Here is a 14,835-nt window from a genome sequence, read left to right as displayed (position 1 = left end):
CATCATGAACTTCCTCAAGAATAAGCAGACGCGCTCCGATTTCATTACCTATGGCCTTGTTATCGTTGCGTTCTTGGTGGTCTTCTTCATGCAGGCCAATCACATGATTCCGCGCATGTTCGCCGGCCAGCTGGTGCCCATCACCGCTTATATCGTGATGGCCATTTCCCTGAACCTCGTGGTCGGTGTCGCGGGCGACCTTTCGCTTGGCCATGCCGGCTTCATGAGCATCGGCGCCTACACGGGCATCGTTACCGCCGTATCCATGCAGGCAGCGGGCGCCCCTCAGACGCTCGCGCTCGTTGTGAGCATCGTCGTTGGCGCCGTCTTTGCAGCCATCGCCGGATTTATCATCGGCATTCCTGTGCTTCGCCTGCGCGGCGACTACCTGGCTATCGTCACCCTTGCTTTTGGCGAGATCATCAAGGAGGTTGTGACCTGCCTGATCGTGGGTGTCGACGCTCATGGCCTGCATGTCGTGTTCAACCTTAGGGGTAATGCCACGGTCAACGACTTGCACCTTATGGACAACGGCATTGCCATCATCAAAGGCGCTCAGGGCGCCTCGGGTGTTTCTACCTATTCCACGTTCGTGGCCGGTTTTGTGCTCATCATGATCGCACTCGTCGTCGTGCTCAACTTGGTACGCAGCCGCACCGGTCGTGCAATCGAGGCGGTGCGTGACAATCGTATCGCTGCCGAGAGCGTAGGTATCTCGGTCACCAAGTACCGCATGATCGCCTTTGTTGTCTCCGCTGCCCTTGCCGGTGCTGCCGGAGCGCTCTTTGGCGGTAATTTCTCGCAGCTTTCCGCCACTAAGTTTGACTTCAATACCTCGATTCTCATTCTGGTCTTTGTGGTCCTGGGCGGTCTGGGCAACATGCGCGGTTCCGTTATCGCCGCCGCGGTGCTGACGATTCTTCCCGAGGCGCTGCGCGAGTTCTCCGATTACCGTATGCTCGTTTACGCCATCGTCCTCATCCTTGTGATGATCTGCACCAATAGCCCTCAGATCCAAGGCTTTATCGCCCGCTTTAAGCCAAAGAAGAAGGGGGAGGCCGAAGCCAATGTCTAAGTTTGAGTTCGAAAAGGGCAAGATGGTGCCCTATCCCAGCCGTGCCATCGTTCCCGATCGCGACGTCAACGAGACGCCGGCGCTCGAGTGCATCCACCTGGGTATCGAGTTTGGCGGCCTGAAGGCGGTCGATGACTTTAACCTCACCATCGGCAAGACCGAGATCGCCGGTCTCATTGGTCCCAACGGTGCTGGCAAGACCACGGTATTCAACCTGCTTACCAAGGTCTATCAGCCCACAAACGGAACTATTCTGCTCAACGGCCAAGATACGAGCGGCAAGACCGTAAGCCAGGTCAATCGTATGGGTATTGCCCGTACGTTCCAAAACATCCGCCTGTTCTCGTCCATGACGGTCGAGGACAACGTCAAGGTTGGTCTGCACAACCAGGAAAAGTACACGGGCCTCGAGGGCGTTTTGCGCCTGCCCAGCTACTGGAAGCACGAGAAGCAGGCGCACGAGCGCGCTATGGAGCTGCTCTCCATCTTTGACATGGAAAAGCATGCGAACGATCAGGCCGGAAGCCTTCCTTACGGTGCCCAGCGCCGTTTGGAGATCGTGCGCGCGCTTGCGACCAATCCCTCGCTGCTATTGCTGGACGAGCCCGCGGCAGGCATGAATCCGTCCGAGACGGCGGAGCTCATGGAGAATATCGTTAAGATCCGCGACACCTTTGGCATTGCCATTATGCTGATCGAGCACGATATGAGCCTGGTCATGAATATCTGCGAAGGCATCTGCGTGCTTTCCTTTGGCAAGGTTATCGCTAAGGGCACGGCCGAGGAGATTCAGAATAACGAAACCGTCATCGAGGCCTATTTGGGCAAGAAGAAGGAGGCGTAGCGCCATGGCAGAACCGATGCTTTCCGTATACAACGCCAACGTCTGGTACGGCGCAATCCACGCCATCAAGAACGTTTCCTTTGAGGTCAACGAAGACGAGATTGTGGCTCTGATTGGCGCTAACGGTGCAGGTAAGTCCACGACTCTTAAGACCATTTCGGGCTTGCTGCGTTCCAAGACGGGGTCCATCAAATTCCAGGGCGAGGACATCGCCCATACGCCCGCCGACAAGCTCGTTGCCAAGGGCCTGGCTCAGGTACCCGAGGGACGTCGCGTCTTTCTTGAGATGTCGGTGGAGGAAAACCTCGAGATGGGCGCCTATACGCAGCCCAAGAGCACCATCGCCCCCGGTCTTGAGCGCGTCTACGAGCAATTCCCGCGCCTGAAAGAGCGCCGTCGCCAGGTTGCGGGCACGCTTTCGGGCGGTGAGCAGCAGATGCTCGCCATGGGTCGCGCTCTTATGAGCAACCCCAAGCTTCTCATGCTCGACGAGCCCTCTATGGGCCTTGCTCCTATTTTGATCGAGCAAATCTTCCAGATTATCGAGGACCTGCACAAGGCAGGCACCACGATCTTGCTGGTCGAGCAAAACGCGCAGATGGCGCTTTCCATCGCCACGCGCGGCTACGTGATGGAGACGGGCAACATCACCTTGAGCGGCACGGGCCAAGAACTCCTGCATAACGATGACGTTCGCCGTGCCTACCTGGGCGGCTGACGCTTCGTACCATATTGTTCCATCCAAGGGCGGCATCGCATCAACAGGCGGTGTCGCCTTTGCTTTAAGGGACATCGACCTGTTCGGAGCCGGGGCCTCCCTGTCTCCTCATGCTCAGACATACTCGCGCTCTTGCGAGCGCTGCGTAACTGCGCGTGAGGAGACAGGGAGGCCCCGGCTCCTGGGGTAACTGCTTGATTTACGCCACCGGTACGGTACCTTGCCGGAAGGGGGCTGCCCGTTGCCTCCACGCGCAGTTACGCAGCGCTCGCAGAGCGCGAGTATGTCTGAGCATGGAGGCAACGGCAGCCCCCTTCCGGCGTAGGTGGGGACGCTCGCCTGTGTGATGCTTTAGGCAGGGTTTATCCCAGGCTTGCCTGCTTCCGCAAGGGTGCGCGATACTTCTATCTACATGAGACCAAGGGGGCAGACATGGCGCTGGTGTTTGACGTAGTAAAGGCAAAGGGTAAGCCGGACGATAACCGTCGACCGGGCACGTCGTGCCCGTTTTGCGACATCGACGGGCTCGAGAACATCATCCGCCGTGACGGGGACCGCATTTGGTTGCAGAACAAGTTTCGCACGCTGCGCCATACCATGCAGACCGTGCTCATCGAGTCGGCCGATCATGATGCGGATATCACTACATATGAACCCGAGGAGCTCCATGGCGTGATTCGCTTTGCGCTGTCCTGCTGGGAGCAGATGATTGATTCGGGCGATTATCGCAGCGTCCTTATGTACAAGAACATGGGTCCGCTTTCGGGCGGAAGCCTCACGCATCCTCATATGCAAATCGTCGGGCTCGAGAAGGAAGACGGGTATGCAGAGATCTCTATGAAGCACTTCGAGGGAATCGATGTGTGGCAGCGCGGGCGCGTGCGCGCGACCATTTCCACCGATCCCGTTATGGGCTTTTTTGAGGTAAACGTCATCTGCCCACAGGGGCTTGCCCACGGCAATGCTCCAGAAGACATTGAGGACACGAATCGATTTGCCGATGCGCTTCAGACGGTGGTTCGCTATGTTCTTAACGAGCATCACGGCGGGCGCGCCTCGTCATATAACCTTTTCTTTTACCACATGGAGGGGATGACGATCGTCAAAGCGCTTCCGCGCTGGGTGGTCTCGCCCTATTTTGTAGGCTATCGCTTGGCGCAATGCAATGCCGAGACAACGCTTGCACACGATGCCGAGTGTCTGCGGGAGTTACTTGACGAGCGAGCTTGATGCAGCGGTATCGTTTTTGTTTGCTATGCCGGCATCTGTCGTCGAGGTGTCCTCATCGTATAGACGATGAATGAGCGCGCCAAAAAATGCAGCGAGCATCTGCTGGAACAGGGTGCCGCACATGACAGGGAACACCACTTCGCCTGGAAAATACTGGCTGGCGATGACTGCGCCCGACGAGATATTGCGCAGGCCACAGGCGAAGCTCATGGTGACAAGCGTCGGTTGCGGCTGATGCAGAAGGCGTGCGACCAACAGGCCCCAGATGTACCCGCTGCAGGCGTAGAAAAAAATGAAGAGCGCCACGGCGATGCGCTCCCAGGTCATATGGAGCACGTAGGAGGACATCGCGGTCGAATTCGCTGTAATGATGATCACCAGCAACGCGCGGCAAGCGGGGGAAATAGCGGGGGAGAGACGTTCATGTCCCCACTCGTGGGTCAGCTCGTTAACCATCATGCCTGCAAGCGCGGGAAGCGCGATCATCAGCACCATGTCAAAGATCATCTTGGCGGCGTCGATCTGAATCGAATGCCCCATCAGAATCTGAAGCGTAGACGGGATGCTAAAGGGTGCGAGCACGGTGGAAACCAGGATGACGGCGAGTCCGAGGGGGCCGTCGCCGTGGAACATGCCCACCCACATGAAGCTGACCACTGCTACGGGCACGCTATATTCAAGAAGAATGCCGGTGACGAGGTTGACGTTGCCGGCAAATAGCAGGTTTCCCAGGAAATAGGCGAGCGTTGGCATAAAGACCTGGCTTATGAGCAAGATGACGATGAGGTCTTTGGGGTGCTTAAATACGCCAAGAAGCTGATGGACGGTGTTGTTGAGAGAGCCTTGAAACGTCATGAAGGCGAACATGACGGGTACGACAGCGCGAATGGGCGAGAAGACTTGGGGAAAGAGCACGCCTGCCGCCACACAGCAGGGAACGATAAAGGGCATCTTGGAGCCGATCAGGTTTCCAAATGCATGCCAGCGATCCACGAACATCGGTAAGGTCCTCTTTCGCATTGTTTATCACGCTTGCGATCAGATATCGCAAAATCGTGCGGTCAAACGTTGAATCAAGGGCGAGTATAACGCCGTCGCATGCTATGAACATGGCCGCAATTTGTGCATGGCCGTTCTACCAGCGGCTGAAATACGATGGATACGTTCGGTGGCTTAGCTGCACATTGTGTCCACTTGATGCGTATAATAAAGGCGTTCAACAGCTCGGCCCGCCGAAGCGGGCCCACACATCAAGGAAGTGCCCTCATGCGCCCATTTGGTTTCGCGCATGATTGCTGCCATCGCCGCCATCATGCTTCTTACGATCGCGTTCCTCGCAATTGCCTTGCGGGGAGGTGCGTTGCCTATGCCTTCGCTTAAGACATCTCACCGCTGGGTCGTTGCCCATAACGATATCAATCTTGAACGAGAACTCTCTCACGCCCTTGGCGTGGCCCCGCTGGTGGCTCGCATCATGGTTGCCCATGGTATCGAATCGGTCGAAGAAGGCCATCTTTTCCTCACTCCGTCTCTCGAGCGCGACTGGGCGAACCCCTCGATTATTCCTGGCTTGAGCGATGTGGCCGATCGCGTGCAGGCGGCACTTGCTGCAGGCGAGGTCATCGCCGTCTTTGGCGACTTTGATGTTGACGGCATCACGTCAACCTGTCTGCTCACCGAGGCATTGCGCCACCTTGGCGGCACCGTCCACCCGTTTATTCCGCACCGATTTGACGAGGGCTACGGTCTTACCGCCAGCGCGCTCGACCGAGTGGTCGAAGCGTGCTCGCCAACGCTCATCATCACGGTCGATAACGGCATCGCGGCAAAAAACGAGGTACAGCAGATCGTTGAGCGCGGCATCGACATCGTGGTGACCGACCATCATGAGCCTTCCGACCTTGTTCCCCAGGGCGTTCCCGTCGCCGATCCCAAGATTGCCGACAAGAGTCCCTCACGCGAGCTCGCCGGTGCCGGCGTGGCGCTCAAGCTCGTGCAGCTGCTGGGCGAGCGTCTGGGCGAACCCGACCTGTGGCGCTCCTATACCGAGGTCGCAGCGCTTGGAACCGTGTCGGACATGATGCTTCTCACTCCCGAGAACCGTGCGCTTGTGGCAGATGGTATTGCCCATATGCGCGCCTCGACGCGTCCTGGCTACGTGGCGCTCGCCTCTGTTGCCCGTGCCGACTTGCGCACCATCACAGCCGATGCCCTTTCCTTCTCGCTCATCCCGCGCCTCAACGCTGCGGGCCGTATGGCAGATCCTGCCTTGGCGCTCGACTTGCTAATGGCGACCGATCCCATGGAGGCGGCGCAACTCGCTGCCCAGCTCGAAGAGATCAACCAGGATCGTCGAGATATCGAGGGCAAGCTTGCCGATGAAGCCATGGCTCTTGCCGAGGCAAGCTATGACGGCGGTCGCGTGATCGTCGTGGCCGGCGAGGGCTGGCACGAGGGCGTGAAAGGTATCGTGGCGAGTCGTCTTACCAATCGCTTCCATGTTCCCGCGCTTCTGTTTTCCGTGCAGGATGGCATCGCGCGAGGGTCGGGCCGCTCGGTTGGCTCCGTCAACCTGTTTGATGCGGTTGAGCGATGCTCCGATCTCGTGATTCGTTTTGGAGGTCATGCCGGTGCCGTTGGCGTGACCATCGAGGCCGATAAGCTCGATGAGTTTCGCCGCCGGATGGGCGAGACTCTAGCCCAGCTTCCCGCCGAGGACTTCGAGGACACCGACGAGGTCGCTGCCGTTGTTAAGCTCAACGAGCTCGATATCAATACTATCGAGCAGATTTCGGTGCTCGAACCGTTTGGGCAGGGCAACAGGGTTCCGCTGCTTGCAGCTACCGGCGTGACCATGACCGATCGTGCTGCGGTGGGAAAAACGGGCGATCACATGCGTTTTGTCGCCACCGACGGCATCTCGAGCGTTCCCGCCATTATGTTTCGCGTGCCCGATATCGATCGATGCGTGGCATGCGATGCAGTTGTCGACCTCGTGTTCGAAGCCGTGGCGGAGCGCTGGCAGGGCCGCGTGAAGCCCAAACTCATGGTTAAAGACATTCTTCGCCATGACGCCGCGGGCTCTAAAGACGATATGAACGACAACGCCCCCATCATGGCCTCCGCGGCCGTCGCCGATGAAGCCTTTGGCGAAGCTCCCGATGCTTCGCGTCGCGCCATGCTCGCCCGTCTTCCCTATGATGAGCTGACGCGTACGCTCATCCATTCGTTTATTGGATGCGCAGATCCGCATCCCGCGCAGCGCGATGCGCTTGACGCTCTGGGCCAGGGCAAAAGTGTCCTTGCGGTGATGGGCACCGGACGTGGAAAATCCCTGATCTTCCAAGTTCATGCAGCGCGCGAGGCACTCTCCCATGAACGCGCAAGCATCTTTGTCTATCCTCTGCGCGCCCTCGTGGCCGATCAGTCGTTTCATCTCGTCGAGCGCTTTTCTCAGCTGGGACTGCGCGCAGCGGTCCTTACGGGCGAGACGCTTCCTGCCGCCCGTGACGCGATTTTCTCGCGCCTGCGCTCCGGCGCGCTCGATGTGATTCTCACCACGCCCGAGTTCCTCGATATTCATCGCTCGCGTTTCGCGCCGGCGCGTATCGGCTTTATCGTTTTCGATGAGGCGCATCACATGGCCGCGGCAAAGGGCGGAAATCGTAGTGCCTATCTCGACATGCCGGAGGTTTTGCAGCTGTTGGGCTCGCCCCAGGTTCTTGCTGCGACAGCTACCGCTTCTCGTCCTGTTGCCAAGGAGATACGCCACCTTCTTCCCATCAACGAGGTGGTGGTCGACGACACGGTGCGTGCCAATCTGAACCTGGAGGACGAGCGCAACTTGCAAGCGCGCGAGAACTGCCTTGTCTCCATCGTCGCCACGGGGGATAAGTGTGTGGTGTACGTCAATGCGCGCGACGCTGCCGTTGCGCTTGCCCGCACGCTTCGTCGTCGCATCCCCGAGCTCGCTCCCGCCATTGCGTTCTATCACGCGGGCCTTTCACGAAGCGACCGCATGCGTGTCGAGAATGCCTTTAGAAGCGGTGAGCTTTCCTGCATCGTCTCCACTTCCGCCTTTGGCGAAGGCGTCAACTTGCCTGATATTCGCCATGTTGTCTTGTATCACATGCCGTTTGGCGCTATCGAGTTCAACCAAATGAGCGGCCGTGCGGGTCGCGATGGCGCCGCCGCTCGCATCCATCTACTCTATTCTGCTCGCGATGCCCGCATTAACGAGCATTTGCTCGATGCTTTGGCGCCCACGCGCGACGAGCTTGTTGTTCTCTACCGTGCGCTGCAGACCATGTGGCGTGCGGCGCGAACCAAGACGGGGGAGGACTCGTTTGCGGCGAGCGATCTTGACATCGCGCAGATGTGCCTTGCTATCGATGCGCGCACACATGTGGATGAGCGCTCGGTTTCGTGTGGCCTCGGCGTGTTCGAGGAGCTCGGGTTTGCGTGCGTGAAGGGTTCGGATGCAAATCGCCGTATCGCCATGACCGAGAACCCGGGCAAGGTTGAGCTTTCGCGTTCTATTCGCTACCTCGAGGGCATGCGCACGCGCATGGAGTTCTCGGCATTCAAGAGCTGGGCTTTAGATACATCTGCTCATGATATGCTTGCACGAGTGAACAGGCCCATCACGCCACGGGCTGAATAAAGGGGAGGGGTCACCATGGGCAGCGCTGCTTCTCATGCAAATGCTGCGCCGCATTCCGGTGCAGTTGTTCATACAAACCAGGAGGGCAGCCTGCGCCCTACCTCGGAGCTGCTACACATTACATGTGCCGATGATCTGCCGTATCAGATTACTGCAGACAGCTACGACAAGCTCGCGAGCCTGTGCCGCAAGAACATGAACGAGGAAGATCGCGCCAAAGTCGAGCGTGCCTACTGTTTTGCCGCCGAGAAGCATGCGAAGCAAAAGCGCCGCTCGGGCGAGATGTATATCAACCATCCTGTTGAGGTGGCCATTATCTTGGCCGAGCTCAATATGGACTGCGATGTGGTGTGCGCCGCGCTCCTTCACGATACGGTGGAAGATACCGAGACATCCCTCGATGATGTGGCAAGCATCTTTGGCTCGACTGTTTCCGAGCTCGTCGACGGCGTGACCAAACTCACGAACATCGAGGTCGACAGCATGGATGAGAAACAGGCGCTCAACCTGCGCAAGATGTTTCTCGCCATGTCGCGCGACATTCGCGTGATTATCGTCAAGCTTGCCGACCGCCTGCATAACATGCGAACGCTCGCTGCTCTTCGTGAGGATCGGCGTCTGTTCAAGGCGCGCGAGACAATGGACGTGTACGCGCCTTTGGCCGACCGCTTGGGCATGAGCTCTATCAAGTGGGAGCTGGAGGACCTTTCCTTCTTCTATCTTGAGCCGGAAGCCTATCAGCGCATTGCGCGCATGGTTGCCGAGAGTCGTGAGGTGCGCGAGCGCTTCTTGGCAGAGACTATCAAGACGCTGACCGACGAGCTCAAGCACGCGGGCCTTGAGGGATTCCAGATCAAAGGACGCTCCAAGCATTACTGGTCTATCTACCAGAAGATGCGCCGCAAGGGAAAAGAGTTTTCCGAGATCTACGACCTTGTGGCCCTGCGCGTCATCACCAATACTGTGGGCGATTGCTACTCTGCACTCGGCGCGGTCCACTCTCTGTGGCATCCCATGCCCGGGCGATTCAAAGACTATATCGCCATGCCCAAATTCAACAACTACCAGTCGCTGCACACAACGGTTATCGGTCCCACGGCTCGTCCGCTCGAGATTCAGATTCGTACGTACGAGATGCACGAGCAGGCGGAATACGGCATTGCCGCCCACTGGCTCTACAAGCGTTCGGGCGGGTCTACCGCTTCCAAATCCAACGACGCTCAGCGCCTGGACGACCAGATCAACTGGTTGCGTCGCTCGCTCGACTGGACCGTTTCCGACGAGATCGACGATCCAAAAGAGTTCCTTCACTCATTGAAGGTCGATCTTTTTGACCAGGAAATTTTCGTGTTTACACCCAAGGGCGAGGTCATGAGCTTGCGCGCGGGGTCGACGCCGCTTGACTTCGCGTATGCCGTCCACACCGAGGTCGGCAACCACTGCGTCGGCGCTATGGTTAATGGCGTGGTTGCCCCACTCTCGCACGAGCTCGCTATGGGCGACCGTGTCGAAATCTTGACCAATAAGGCCGCAAAGCCCTCGCGCGATTGGTTCAACATCGTGCGTACGCCCTCCGCCCGCTCTAAGATTCGTCGCTATTTTGCGGCGGCAACCAAAGACGACGATGCCGTTTCTGGTCGCGACACACTTGCAAAGGACCTGCGCAAACGAGGTTTTGGCATATCCACGCCCCGCTCTACGCGCGCCCTTACCGAAGTCGCGCACGACTTGAACTTCAAGCAACTTGAGGATTTGTTCGCCGCCGTGGGCGCCGGCAAGGTCGCGCCGCGCATGGTGTGCAACAAGGTGGAAGCGCTGCTCGACCCCAAGCCGACCGAAGCCGCCGCCAAGGAGCCCGAAGAGATCGTTGCCGAGACGATCAAGCAGACGCGCGGTAGCCGCCGTCCGCCCAAGCGCAAGCGCAAGCCCGCAAGTTCGGGTGTTGTGGTCAAGGGCGGCGATGGCCTGCTGGTTCGCCTGGCCCACTGCTGCAACCCCGTGGTTGGCGACGATATCGTTGGTTTCATCACGCGCGGACGCGGCGTGTCGGTCCATCGTGCCGACTGCCCTAATGTCAAGGGCCTTATGGAGCACCCCGAGCGCATGATCGAGGTGTCATGGGACGATGGCGCCGATGCTCTTTTCCAGGTTGAGATTGTGGTCGAATGTCTCGATCGCATGGGATTGCTCAAAGACGTCACTATCGCCATCGGCGATGCGGGGGCCAACATTCTCTCGGCTGCAACATCGACCGACCGCGAGGGAGTCGCTACCCTGCGCTTTTTGGTCGAGATCTCCGATGCCAGCGGCTTGGACGCGCTGCTTGCCGCCATTAGTCGCGTGGAAAGCGTCTTCGATGCTCGCCGTCTCATGCCCGGCGAGGGCGGCGGTGCGCAGATGGCGCATCGTCACTAATAACGTGAGAGGTGTTTTATGGATGGCAAATTGCCGTTGAAGGCGAATTTGGAGCTCGAGGGCCGTGGTTCGCTTCGCGTCGCAACTATTGTTAACGGCCCGATTCAGACCAATACCTACATTGTGGTCTCCCAAGATTACGCTGTGATGATCGATCCCGCATGGGAAGGGGAGAAGCTGGCCGAGCGCGCCTTGGCCCTGTTTCCCACTGCGCATCTCGATGCCGTTGTCTGCACGCACGGGCATGCCGATCACGTTGGCGGCGTAGCGGGCGTTCGCCGCGTCTTGGGCGAGGACATCCCCTTTATGATTTCCGCGCTTGATGCACCGTATCTAGCCGAGGCAGTGCGCAGCATGAAGACGACATGGGGTATCGATACCGAGATGCCGCCTGCACCCGACCGTTTGCTTGAGGAGGGCGATACGGTCGAGGTGGGAGACGTGTGTCTCCAGGTGCTGTCGACTCCCGGCCATACGCCGGGAGGTATCGTGCTGTTTGCTGCCACTTCGGATGCAAACATCGCATTTGTAGGCGATACCCTTTTCCCGGGAGGGCATGGACGCGTCGATCTTCCCGGCGGTGACGAGGGGCTGATCATGCGTTCGCTTGCGCGCATCGGCACCTCTTTGCCCTCAGATACCTTGTGCTATGTGGGCCATAACGGCACCACGACTGTCTCTCGCGAACTTGATTCGAACCCCTTCATGGCCTACGCGCTTCGTCACGAGCATTAACCCTTTCGTTTCGAAGAATATCGAAGCTTTCGTTTTGCTTATGTGAAAGTATGACAGATGGCGTATCGAGGCTATGGCGCATGGTATGCTTTGCTATGTCATTTCGGCACTTCGAACTAGGGGGTTCGTATGCTCGTTAACGCAAGCGACATGCTTAAGAATGCTGAGGCCGGCCATTACGCTTTGGGCGCCTTCAACACCAACAACCTGGAATGGACGCTCGCTATTCTCCAGGCTGCCGAGGAGGCCAAGTCTCCGCTTATCATGCAGTGCACGGGCGGCGCTGCCAAGTGGATGGGCAGCTACAAGGTTTGTGCCGACATGGTCAAGGCTTGCGTTGAGGCTCTCGACATTACGGTTCCTGTTGCTTTGCACCTCGATCATGGTTCCTATGAGGATTGCTTCAAGGCCATGGATGCAGGCTTTACGTCCATTATGTACGACGGTTCTCACGAGGCCGACTTCCAGACCAATCTCGACCGCACCAAGGAGCTTGTGGACCTCGCTCACTCTCGCGGTCTGTCCATTGAGGCAGAGGTCGGCGGTATCGGCGGTACCGAGGATGGCGTGACTTCCTCCGGTGAGCTCGCCGATCCCGAGCAGTGCAAGCAGATTGCCGACCTGGGCGTCGATTTCCTCGCTTGCGGTATTGGTAACATCCACGGTCTGTATCCGAAAGACTGGAAGGGCCTTTCCTTCGAGCGCCTGGGCGAGATCAAGGCTCTCACCGGTAACCTCCCGCTGGTTCTGCACGGTGGTACTGGCATTCCCGAGGACCAGATTAAAAAGGCCATCTCTCTTGGCGTTTCTAAGGTCAACGTCAACACCGACCTTCAGGTTGTCTATGCCAAGGCCATTCGCGAGTATGTCGAGGCTGGCAAGGATCAGCAGGGCAAGGGTTACGATCCGCGCAAGCTCATCAAGCCGGCTCGCGAGGCTATCGTTGTTCGCACCAAGGAGCTCATGGAGCAGTTTGGCAGCGTGAACAAGGCCTAAAGCCGCTTTTCACATGGCCCCGGTTTCGTTTTTCCACATGTGGAGAAGCGAAACCGGGGCTTTTTGCGTTTCAGTGTTCTGCGCAAGGAAAAAAGTTTGCACGAACCCTTTGGGCTACTTTTAATATGGTATAGTTGCTAACGCACCATAGCGTGCGCCCGAGTGGCGGAATTGGCAGACGCAGTGGACTCAAAATCCACCGGTGGCGACATCGTGCGAGTTCGAGTCTCGCCTCGGGCACCATCCGAACAGCAAGGACCCCAGCGATGGGGTCCTTTCTTGTAAACACCGAACTCGCGTGAGCGCGCTGATGAAATTTCTCATGTGCGCTCTTCGTGGAGTAATCCACACTGTGCTACTATACACATCGCACTGTTTGTGCAGTAACGAAGCGGAACCTGTGGGTTCCCACCTTTCGGCGCCAATGAGCAGCTGTCTGGTTCTAAAAAAGAAGATTCGTGCGGTCACGCCGCATAACCTTGTTTTGAAGACCCGGATATCGCTTTGCGGTTCCGGGTTTTGTTTTAGTGTAAGAAGGAGGTTGGGACAATAGCTAAGTCTGATGACACCCGCATCAACGGGGAGATCACCGCGAGCACTTGCCGACTGATCGGTGTGGACGGCTCGCAGCTGGGTCTGTTCGGCATCCGCGATGCTCAGCGCGTCGCCGATGAACAGGGCCTTGACCTGGTGGAGATCGCACCTAATGCGGAACCGCCTGTGTGCAGGGTCATGGATTACGGCAAGTTCAAGTACCAGCAGGCAATGAAGGCCAAGCAGGCTCGTAAGAACCAGTCCAAGGTCGAGGTCAAGGAAATGAAATTCCGTCCAAAAATCGACGTGGGCGATTACGAGACCAAGAAGGGCCACGTGCTGCGTTTCCTCAAGAAGGGCGCACGCGTCAAGATCACCATTATGTTCCGTGGCCGTGAGATGGCCCATCCGGAGCAGGGTCTTAACGTGCTCGAGCGTCTTGCTGAGGATCTTAAACCGTTTGCTACGGTCGAGTCGGCTCCTAAGCTCGAAGGCCGTAACATGCTCATGCTCCTCGCTCCCATCAAGGGCGCCTTCGATACGGAGGCCACCGAGGAAGCATCCGAGAAATAGTCTTTGTAACCGATTAAGGAGAAGTTCATGCCTAAGATGAAGTCCCACAGCGGCACCAAGAAGCGTTTCCGCCGCAGCGGTACCGGTAAGCTCATGCGCGCCAAGGCTTTCAAGAGCCACATCCTGAGCAAGAAGACCACCAAGCGTAAGCGTGGTTTCCGTCAGGAGACCGAGATCGCCGCAGCTGACGCTAAGGTCGTCAACGCGCGTCTCGCTGGCCGCTAAGATCCGTCTGTCCGTTTTATTTCGTCTTTATCTCGTTTGGAGTTGATTTGATATGGCACGCATCAAGCGCGCAGTGAGCGCCAAGAAGAAGCGCCGTACCGTTATGTCTCGTGCGAAGGGTTACTACGGTGCCTCTTCGCGTACGTACAAGGCTGCTAAAGAGCAGGTCCAGCACTCTCTGCAGTACCAGTATCGCGATCGCCGCGCTAAGAAGCGCGAGATCCGCAGCCTCTGGATCACCCGCATCAACGCAGCCGCTCGTGTGAACGGTCTCTCCTATTCCCAGTTCATGCACGGCCTGAAGCTTGCCGGCATTGAGCTCGACCGCAAGGTCCTCTCGCAGATGGCTTACGAGGACATCGAGTCCTTCAACGAGCTTGCCGCTGTTGCGAAGAAGGCCCTCGAGGCCTAAAGCCTGCTCTATATAGGGTATTTAGAAACGGGACGTCGCCAGACGTCCCGTTTTTCTTTAAACGGCATGTAAGGGGATATAGGCGGTAGTTAAATGTGTAGGAGATGTGTATGTTAAAACTGAGTATTGCGGAGGGTAGGGGCATCCGGTAAATTATTTCCTCGCCGAAGGGAGTAACGCAGTTGACGCGACACTCTCGGCGGGTACCTTGAGAACCGGATACCGCGGGTGGAGCGATAGCATATCGGCTCCATCCGGGACAGATGCACTAAATCATACCAATTCGAAGTATGAGCGAATGTGTACGGAAGAATAACTTGATAAGGTCTGCCCGTCGGGCAGGCCCCATCATTTCCTAACCAACAAGCTTTTTTCAATCGAATGGATCCGATCAGCGAGAAGCTGGCCGGACGGA

General features: G+C 57.7%; 12 protein-coding genes and 1 tRNA gene. 12 read left to right on the top strand and 1 reads right to left on the bottom strand.

What is annotated here, in order from left to right; all coding sequences use genetic code 11:
- Positions 1 to 4 precede the first annotated feature (4 nt).
- The 4 genes from BQ9843_RS00140 (at position 5) to BQ9843_RS00125 (ending at position 3,867) form a co-directional block, all read left to right on the top strand.
- Positions 5 to 1,075, top strand: a complete 1,071-nt coding sequence (locus BQ9843_RS00140; protein ID WP_075843476.1) for a branched-chain amino acid ABC transporter permease — start codon at positions 5 to 7, stop codon at positions 1,073 to 1,075.
- On the top strand, positions 1,068 to 1,919 hold the full coding sequence (locus BQ9843_RS00135; RefSeq protein ID WP_022387146.1) for an ABC transporter ATP-binding protein: 852 nt from the start codon (positions 1,068 to 1,070) through the stop codon (positions 1,917 to 1,919). The genes BQ9843_RS00140 and BQ9843_RS00135 overlap by 8 nt, the downstream gene beginning before the upstream one ends.
- A 4-nt stretch (positions 1,920 to 1,923) precedes the next feature.
- Complete coding sequence (locus tag BQ9843_RS00130) at positions 1,924 to 2,637, top strand: ABC transporter ATP-binding protein (protein WP_230205503.1); 714 nt, start codon at positions 1,924 to 1,926, stop codon at positions 2,635 to 2,637.
- Between the two features lie 432 nt (positions 2,638 to 3,069).
- Positions 3,070 to 3,867 carry a DUF4931 domain-containing protein gene (locus BQ9843_RS00125; RefSeq protein WP_075843403.1) on the top strand — a complete coding sequence of 266 codons (798 nt, stop codon included), beginning with the start codon at positions 3,070 to 3,072 and terminating at the stop codon, positions 3,865 to 3,867.
- Here BQ9843_RS00125 and BQ9843_RS00120 read toward each other — a convergent pair.
- Positions 3,847 to 4,866, bottom strand: coding sequence for a bile acid:sodium symporter family protein (locus BQ9843_RS00120; RefSeq protein WP_083647841.1), 1,020 nt, complete (start codon positions 4,864 to 4,866; stop codon positions 3,847 to 3,849). The genes BQ9843_RS00125 and BQ9843_RS00120 overlap by 21 nt on opposite strands.
- Before the next feature lie 367 nt (positions 4,867 to 5,233).
- On the opposite strand from BQ9843_RS00120, the gene recJ reads away from it, so the two are divergent.
- From recJ to rplT, 8 genes are all read left to right on the top strand, one after another.
- The gene (gene recJ / locus BQ9843_RS00115) at positions 5,234 to 8,530 is read left to right on the top strand and encodes a single-stranded-DNA-specific exonuclease RecJ (protein ID WP_075843473.1); all 3,297 of its coding nucleotides are present in this window, start codon (positions 5,234 to 5,236) and stop codon (positions 8,528 to 8,530) included.
- A 15-nt stretch (positions 8,531 to 8,545) separates the two neighbouring features.
- Complete coding sequence (locus BQ9843_RS00110) at positions 8,546 to 10,945, top strand: RelA/SpoT family protein (protein ID WP_083647840.1); 2,400 nt, start codon at positions 8,546 to 8,548, stop codon at positions 10,943 to 10,945.
- A gap of 18 nt (positions 10,946 to 10,963) precedes the next feature.
- Positions 10,964 to 11,680 (top strand): MBL fold metallo-hydrolase, encoded by a 717-nt coding sequence (locus BQ9843_RS00105; RefSeq protein WP_075843402.1) that lies wholly within the window; start codon positions 10,964 to 10,966, stop codon positions 11,678 to 11,680.
- 129 nt (positions 11,681 to 11,809) lie between these two features.
- Positions 11,810 to 12,676, top strand: a complete 867-nt coding sequence (fba, locus tag BQ9843_RS00100; protein WP_075843401.1) for a class II fructose-1,6-bisphosphate aldolase — start codon at positions 11,810 to 11,812, stop codon at positions 12,674 to 12,676.
- A gap of 156 nt (positions 12,677 to 12,832) precedes the next feature.
- Positions 12,833 to 12,919: transfer RNA gene (locus tag BQ9843_RS00095), tRNA-Leu, on the top strand.
- 306 nt (positions 12,920 to 13,225) lie between these two features.
- Positions 13,226 to 13,783, top strand: a complete 558-nt coding sequence (gene infC / locus BQ9843_RS00090; RefSeq protein ID WP_040220089.1) for a translation initiation factor IF-3 — start codon at positions 13,226 to 13,228, stop codon at positions 13,781 to 13,783.
- A 27-nt stretch (positions 13,784 to 13,810) separates the two neighbouring features.
- Positions 13,811 to 14,008, top strand: coding sequence for a 50S ribosomal protein L35 (gene rpmI, locus BQ9843_RS00085; RefSeq protein ID WP_022387137.1), 198 nt, complete (start codon positions 13,811 to 13,813; stop codon positions 14,006 to 14,008).
- Between the two features lie 52 nt (positions 14,009 to 14,060).
- The gene (rplT, locus tag BQ9843_RS00080; protein ID WP_022387136.1) at positions 14,061 to 14,420 is read left to right on the top strand and encodes a 50S ribosomal protein L20; all 360 of its coding nucleotides are present in this window, start codon (positions 14,061 to 14,063) and stop codon (positions 14,418 to 14,420) included.
- The last annotated feature ends 415 nt before the right edge of the window (positions 14,421 to 14,835 follow it).

It is taken from the genome of Collinsella bouchesdurhonensis, from assembly GCF_900155365.1.
Classification (GTDB): Bacteria; Actinomycetota; Coriobacteriia; order Coriobacteriales; family Coriobacteriaceae; genus Collinsella; species Collinsella bouchesdurhonensis.
Note: the sequence above shows the minus strand (reverse complement) of the source record. Positions and strands in the feature narration are given on the sequence as shown.

Excerpts from the sequence above, each read along its gene's own strand:
- rpmI (WP_022387137.1), top strand. The coding sequence starts at position 13,811 with ATGCCTAAGATGAAGTCCCACAGCGGCACCAAGAAGCGTTTCCGCCGC.
- BQ9843_RS00105 (WP_075843402.1), top strand. The coding sequence starts at position 10,964 with ATGGATGGCAAATTGCCGTTGAAGGCGAATTTGGAGCTCGAGGGCCGT.
- BQ9843_RS00120 (WP_083647841.1), bottom strand. The coding sequence starts at position 4,866 with ATGTTCGTGGATCGCTGGCATGCATTTGGAAACCTGATCGGCTCCAAG.
- BQ9843_RS00110 (WP_083647840.1), top strand. The coding sequence starts at position 8,546 with ATGGGCAGCGCTGCTTCTCATGCAAATGCTGCGCCGCATTCCGGTGCA.
- BQ9843_RS00130 (WP_230205503.1), top strand. The coding sequence starts at position 1,924 with ATGGCAGAACCGATGCTTTCCGTATACAACGCCAACGTCTGGTACGGC.
- BQ9843_RS00135 (WP_022387146.1), top strand. The coding sequence starts at position 1,068 with ATGTCTAAGTTTGAGTTCGAAAAGGGCAAGATGGTGCCCTATCCCAGC.
- BQ9843_RS00140 (WP_075843476.1), top strand. The coding sequence starts at position 5 with ATGAACTTCCTCAAGAATAAGCAGACGCGCTCCGATTTCATTACCTAT.
- BQ9843_RS00125 (WP_075843403.1), top strand. The coding sequence starts at position 3,070 with ATGGCGCTGGTGTTTGACGTAGTAAAGGCAAAGGGTAAGCCGGACGAT.
- fba (WP_075843401.1), top strand. The coding sequence starts at position 11,810 with ATGCTCGTTAACGCAAGCGACATGCTTAAGAATGCTGAGGCCGGCCAT.
- rplT (WP_022387136.1), top strand. The coding sequence starts at position 14,061 with ATGGCACGCATCAAGCGCGCAGTGAGCGCCAAGAAGAAGCGCCGTACC.
- recJ (WP_075843473.1), top strand. The coding sequence starts at position 5,234 with ATGCCTTCGCTTAAGACATCTCACCGCTGGGTCGTTGCCCATAACGAT.